6 protein-coding genes are annotated in these 6,300 nt (G+C 69.4%); 4 read left to right on the forward strand and 2 right to left on the reverse strand.

What is annotated here, in order from left to right; genetic code table 11:
* Nucleotides 1–24: 24 nt before the first annotated feature.
* Both ACZ6Y1_RS23675 and ACZ6Y1_RS23680 read left to right on the forward strand, forming a co-directional pair.
* Nucleotides 25–798 (forward strand): SDR family NAD(P)-dependent oxidoreductase, encoded by a 774-nt coding sequence (locus ACZ6Y1_RS23675; RefSeq protein WP_469633097.1) that lies wholly within the window; start codon nucleotides 25–27, stop codon nucleotides 796–798.
* A 66-nt stretch (nucleotides 799–864) separates the two neighbouring features.
* Nucleotides 865–1,560 (forward strand): ester cyclase, encoded by a 696-nt coding sequence (locus ACZ6Y1_RS23680; RefSeq protein WP_469633100.1) that lies wholly within the window; start codon nucleotides 865–867, stop codon nucleotides 1,558–1,560.
* Between the two features lie 112 nt (nucleotides 1,561–1,672).
* Here ACZ6Y1_RS23680 and groL read toward each other — a convergent pair whose 3' ends face one another.
* Together groL and groES are read right to left on the reverse strand one after the other, a co-directional pair.
* Nucleotides 1,673–3,301: a chaperonin GroEL gene (groL, locus tag ACZ6Y1_RS23685; protein ID WP_376661595.1), complete on the reverse strand. Its 1,629-nt coding sequence runs from the start codon at nucleotides 3,299–3,301 to the stop codon at nucleotides 1,673–1,675.
* Between the two features lie 112 nt (nucleotides 3,302–3,413).
* Nucleotides 3,414–3,722: a co-chaperone GroES gene (gene groES / locus ACZ6Y1_RS23690; protein WP_007265952.1), complete on the reverse strand. Its 309-nt coding sequence runs from the start codon at nucleotides 3,720–3,722 to the stop codon at nucleotides 3,414–3,416.
* A gap of 255 nt (nucleotides 3,723–3,977) precedes the next feature.
* Here groES and ACZ6Y1_RS23695 point away from each other — a divergent pair, with 255 nt between their 5' ends.
* Nucleotides 3,978–4,448, forward strand: a complete 471-nt coding sequence (locus ACZ6Y1_RS23695) for a hypothetical protein (RefSeq protein ID WP_469633104.1) — start codon at nucleotides 3,978–3,980, stop codon at nucleotides 4,446–4,448.
* 118 nt (nucleotides 4,449–4,566) lie between these two features.
* Nucleotides 4,567–5,964 (forward strand): FtsW/RodA/SpoVE family cell cycle protein, encoded by a 1,398-nt coding sequence (locus ACZ6Y1_RS23700; protein ID WP_469633107.1) that lies wholly within the window; start codon nucleotides 4,567–4,569, stop codon nucleotides 5,962–5,964.
* Nucleotides 5,965–6,300: the final 336 nt, after the last annotated feature.

The raw sequence follows: 6,300 nt of genomic DNA on the forward strand, positions 1-6,300 counted from the left end.
ACCCGGGGCCGCTAGGTTGCGCCTATGACGACTGCGTTGATTACGGGATCCACGGCGGGCATCGGCGCCGCCTTCGCCAGGCGGCTCGCCGCCCAGGGGCACAACCTGGTGCTGGTCGCGCGCGACACCAAGCGGCTCGGCGAACAGGCCACCGAGCTCCACGACCGGCACGGCATCGAGGCCGAGGTGCTCACGGCCGACCTCTCCACGGAGGAGGGCATCAAGGCCGTCGAGGAGCGGCTGGCCGACCGCCTGCACCCGGTGGACCTCCTGGTCAACAACGCGGGCTTCGGCAACAAGGGCCGCTACCTCGAGGTCTCCATGGCCGACGAGCTGACGATGCTGAAGGTGCACATCGAGGCGGTGCTGCGGCTGACGTCGGCGGCCACCGAGTCGATGCGCTCGCGCGGCCGCGGCGGCGTGATCAACGTGGCGTCGGTCGCCGCGTTCGTGCCGCGCGGCACGTACGGGGCGAGCAAGGCGTGGGTCGTGCAGTTCACCCAGGGCGCGGCGAAGGACCTGGCGGGCTCCGGGGTGCGGCTGATGGCGCTGTGCCCGGGATTCGTCCGTACCGAGTTCCACCAGCGGGCCGGCATGGGCACCGACAACATCCCCGGCTGGATGTGGCTCGACGCCGACAAGCTGGTGGCTGCGGCCCTGGCCGACCTGGCGCGCGGCAAGACGGTCTCGATTCCGGACCCCCGCTACAAGGCGCTGATGGGCGTGGTGAAACTGACCCCGCGCGGGCTGCTCGGCGGGGTGTCCTCCCGTACGGGACGTAAGTACGGGCCCCAATGACAAAGCGGGCCGAACGGGTGAATCCTCCCTAAACTGAATGTGCCCCTTCCAGCCCGGGAGACCGCCATGACATTCGTACAGATAGTCGATTACGAGACCAAGCAGCCCGAGGCCCTGAACGCCCTCCTCGACAAGTACGTCGCGCAGAGCCAGGGGAAGCGCACGGTGACCCACAGCATCATGGGCAAGGACCGCGAGTCCGAGAACCACTACGTCGAGCTGGTCGAGTTCCCCTCGTACGAAGAGGCCATGAAGAACTCGGGCCTGCCGGAGACGGACCGGATGTTCCAGGAGATGGTGGCCCTCTGCGACGGCATGCCGACCTTCACCAACCTCGACGTCGTCCGCGACGAGCACCTCAACACCATGATGGTGAACCGGATGTTCGAGGACATCGCGGTGAAGGGCGACATGGGCGCGATCGACGAGATCTTCGCCGAGGACTACATGGACCACGACGTCATGAAGGGCATGGAGCCGAGCGTCGGCCGCGACGCGATCCGCGAGGACGTGACGGGGTGGCGGAACGCCTTCGACTTCACGTTCACCAAGAAGGCGCAGCTCGCCCAGGACGACTGCGTCACCACGGTGTGGACGTGGACGGGCACGCAGAAGGCCGACTTCATGGGCATCGCCAACACCGGCAAGACCTGTTCCATGGACGGCACCACCACCTTCCGCTGCGAGGACGGCATGATCAAGGAAGGCTGGTGGCACTACGACGCCATGTCCCTGATGCGGCAGCTGGGAGTCATGGAGTGACACGCGGGCCGACCGCGAACGGACGGGGCCCCTGCCGCACGCGCGTGCGGCAGGGGCCCCGTCCGTTCAGGCGGTCAGGCCTTCTTGCCTTCAGGCCCTGAGCCGTTCAGCCTCAGTGGCTGTGGCCGTGACCGTGGCCGTGACCGGCCTCGGCCTCTTCCTCCGCCGGCTTCTCGACGACCAGGGTCTCGGTCGTGAGCAGCAGGGAGGCGATGGAAGCGGCGTTCTCCAGCGCGGAGCGGGTGACCTTGACCGGGTCGATGACGCCGGCCTTGACCAGGTCGCCGTACTCGCCGGAAGCGGCGTTGAAGCCCTGGCCCTTGTCGAGCTCGGCGACCTTCGAGGTGATGACGTAACCCTCGAGACCGGCGTTCTCGGCGATCCAGCGCAGCGGCTCGACGGCGGCGCGGCGGACGACCGCGACACCCGTGCCCTCGTCGCCGGACAGGCCCAGGTTGTCCTCCAGCACCTTCACGGCGTGGACGAGCGCGGAGCCACCGCCGGAGACGATGCCCTCCTCGACCGCGGCGCGGGTCGCCGAGATGGCGTCCTCGAGGCGGTGCTTCTTCTCCTTGAGCTCCACCTCGGTGGCGGCGCCGACCTTGATGACGCAGACGCCGCCGGCGAGCTTCGCCAGGCGCTCCTGCAGCTTCTCGCGGTCCCAGTCCGAGTCGGTGGACTCGATCTCGGCCTTGATCTGGTTGACGCGGCCGAGGACCTCGTCGGAGGAGCCGGCACCGTCGACGATGGTGGTGTCGTCCTTGGAGATGGTCACGCGGCGGGCGGAGCCCAGCACGTCCAGACCGGCCTGGTCGAGCTTGAGGCCGACCTCCTCGGCGATGACGGTGGCACCGGTGAGGGTGGCCATGTCCTGGAGCATCGCCTTGCGGCGGTCACCGAAGCCGGGGGCCTTGACGGCCACGGCGTTGAAGGTGCCACGGATCTTGTTGACGACGAGGGTGGAGAGCGCCTCGCCCTCGACGTCCTCGGCGATGATCAGCAGCGGCTTGGAGCCACCCGCCTGGATGACCTTCTCCAGCAGCGGCAGCAGGTCCTGGATGGACGAGATCTTGCCCTGGTTGATCAGGATGTACGGGTCGTCGAGGACGGCCTCCATACGCTCCTGGTCGGAGACCATGTACGGCGAGAGGTAGCCCTTGTCGAAGGCCATGCCCTCGGTGAACTCCAGCTCCAGGCCGAAGGTGTTGGACTCCTCGACGGTGATGACACCGTCCTTGCCGACCTTGTCCATCGCCTCGGCGATGAGCTCGCCGACCTGCTGGTCCTGCGCGGAGAGCGCGGCCACGGCGGCGATGTCGGACTTGTCCTCGATCGGGCGGGCGGTCGCGAGGAGCTCCTCGGACACGGCCTTGACCGCGGCGTCGATGCCCTTCTTCAGGGCGGCCGGGGAAGCGCCGGCGGCGACGTTGCGCAGGCCCTCGCGGACCAGCGCCTGGGCCAGCACGGTGGCGGTGGTGGTGCCGTCACCCGCGATGTCGTTGGTCTTGGTCGCCACCTCCTTCACGAGCTGGGCGCCCAGGTTCTCGTACGGGTCGTCCAGCTCGACCTCACGAGCGATGGTGACACCGTCGTTGGTGATGGTGGGCGCGCCGAACTTCTTGTCGATGACGACGTTGCGGCCCTTGGGGCCGATCGTCACCTTGACCGTGTCGGCAAGCTTGTTGACGCCGCGCTCGAGGGCGCGACGGGCGTCCTCGTCGAACTTCAGGATCTTCGCCATGGGAGCGGTTCAGCCCTCTCGAAAACTCGGGTTTAACGAACTGCGCCCCTCGCCGCCCGGCAATCAGCGGGGTGACCAGGGGCGCAGCTCAAAGCAGTACTGGAGAAGCGAATTACTTCTCGACGATCGCGAGCACGTCGCGGGCCGAGAGGACGAGGTACTCCTCGCCGCTGTACTTCACTTCGGTGCCGCCGTACTTGCTGTACAGCACGATGTCGCCGACGTTGACGTCCAGCGGGAGACGCTGGCCGTCCTCGAAGCGACCCGGGCCCACGGCGAGGACAACGCCCTCCTGGGGCTTCTCCTTCGCGGTGTCCGGGATGACCAGGCCGGAGGCCGTGGTCTGCTCGGCGTCGAGCGGCTGGACCACGATGCGGTCCTCAAGCGGCTTGATGGCAACCTTGGAGCTGGCGGTCGTCACGATCCGACCTCCCCCTTCGGAGATCCGGGGTTAACTGTCTGAGGTGGCGACCAGGTCGATCCGTCGTCGCGGGTGCCGGATCTGCCTGTCGCTGTGTTGGCACTCACCCGGGGCGAGTGCCAGGTGCGAGACTATTCCGGCGATTAGCACTCGGTCAAGCGGAGTGCCAATTCTGGCCGTACGGCGTTGCGCGATCCGGCCCGCGAAGCCCTGAAACGCGAGCGTACGCACGTTCGGGATCATTACGCTCGCACCATGACCAGACCGGGTCCGGGCGGGGCGCCTGCGGGGCGGTGGCGGCGGGCGATCCCGGTCGCCGTCTGTCTGGCGGCCGGGTTCTACCTCCTGTCGAGCGCCGCGCCACGGCTGGCGATCCAGCTGACGGGGGTGGCGGGCACGTTCCGCGCGGAACGCTGCCGGGAGGCCCCGTACCAGGCGGGCGAGCGGGCTCTGACCTGCACGGGGAGCTTCACGGCGGCCGACGGCTCGTTCACCCTCACGGCGGTCGAGGTCGACACCGCGTTCGAGGCCCCGCCGGCCGGCCCGGTACCGGCGGCCGTCAGCGGCCCGGGCGCGGATACGGCCGTACGGCGCACCCTCCTGGTCTGGCTCGGCCCGGCCACCGCCGGCGCGCTGGCTCTGGTCCACCCGGCCCGAGCGGCAGCGGCGGCCCTGTCCCGGCGCGGTGGGGGCTTCGGGGGCCGAGGAACCACCGGGAGGACATAAACGTCATAGACGACATGAAGATAAAGCGCCTCAATGCGGCTCAGATCGGACCGAACGATTCCGGTGAGGCGTCACCCCCGCCGCCCTCCCCCGCCCCGAAGGACGTCGGCGGCATCCCGTGCGCGGGCTGAAACCCCTGACCTCGGCCGGCGCCCGGCGCCGCACCGAGGCACTGCTCCTGTTCTTCGTCGTCGCCACGGCGGTCTTCGGCCATGCCGCCGCCGGCCTCGCCATGAACGACGAGCTGCCGCCCAACCTGGCGGGCTTCACGATCAGCCTGACCCTGCTGTCCCTGGTGGGGCACCTGGGCGTGCGCCGGTTCGCGGCCTACGCGGATCCGCTGATCCTCCCGCTCGCCATGCTGCTCACCGGGCTCGGCCTGGTCCTGCTGCACCGTCTCGACCAGGGGTACATCGACCGGTGGAAATCGGACGCGAACGCGCCCGGGCAGCTCCTCTGGACGGTGGTGGGCGTCGCCGCCTGCCTCCTGGTCCTCGCCCTGCTGCGCGACCACCGCCTGCTGCAGCGCTTCATCTACATCACGATGGCCGTCTCACTGGTGCTGCTGATCGCACCGGCGTTCTTCGGCGCCGACACCTACGGCGCCAAGCGCTGGATCAAACTCTTCGGCTTCTCGCTCCAGCCGGGCGAGTTCGTGAAGATCATGATCGCGGTCTTCTTCGCCGGCTACCTGGTCATCCACCGCGACTCGCTGGCCCTGACGGGCCGCAAGTTCCTCGGCGTCCGCCTGCCGCCCATGCGGCAGCTCGGCCCGATCATCACGGTGTGGATCATCTCGATGCTGGTCCTGGTCTTCGAGCGCGACCTGGGCACCTCGCTGATCTTCTTCGGGGTCTTCGTGGTGATGCTCTACGTGGCGACGGAGCGCACCAGCTGGATCGTCTGCGGCCTGCTCATGGCGGCCGCGGGCGCCTTCGTCGTCGGCTCGACCGAACCGCATGTGAAGGCCCGCGTGGCGGCATGGCTCAACCCGCTGTCGTACTACTGGGAGGTGCGCCCGCCCGGTGTCACCTCGGACCAGTCGGCGCAGGCCCTCTTCAGCTTCGGCACGGGCGGCATCACCGGCACGGGGCTCGGCATGGGCCACCCGGACCTCATCGGCTTCGCCGGCCGCAGCGACTTCATCCTCACCACGGTCGGCGAGGAGCTCGGCCTGGCCGGAGTCATGGCCGTACTGCTCCTCTACGCACTCCTCGTACAACGCGGCCTGCGGATGGCCCTCGGCGCCCGCGACCCGTTCGGCAAGCTCCTCGCGGTGGGCCTGGCCTCGGCGCTGGCCCTCCAGGTCTTCGTGGTGGCGGGCGGCGTCACGGGCCTGATCCCCCTCACGGGCAAGGCCCTCCCCTTCCTGGCGAAGGGCGGCTCGTCCCTGCTGGCCAACTGGATCATGATCGCCCTCCTCCTCCGCATCAGCGACAGCGCGGAACGCCAACGCGAAGCCGACGCCAGGGGCCCGGCGGAGACGACGATCACGCCGGTGGCGGTGGCGGGGTAGGGCGGGCCGACCCCTGGGGTCGGGTGTGGGGGTGGGGGTGGGGGTGGTGAGGCGGGGTGGGCGGCGTCGCGGGAGGGGGGGTGAGGGTTCGGGCCGGGCTCTGGGCGGCGGTCACGCCCGGCCTTGCCGAGGGGGGACCGGGGGTGGGGAGGCGGGTTCGGCGGTGCCCCGGCCGGTCGGGAGCGAGGAAGGGTTGGGGATTTCCCGTCAGTCCCATAGTCCTTCCGCGTCGGGCCGCCCTGTCAAGGGCGCTCCTCCTTCGTCGTCGCGTCGCTGCGCGATCGCCTGCGGCGACCCTTGACAGGCCGTCCCGCCACGGAAAGACAAGGACTGCCG

The sequence above is a fragment of the Streptomyces sp. NPDC053432 genome (assembly GCF_055585365.1).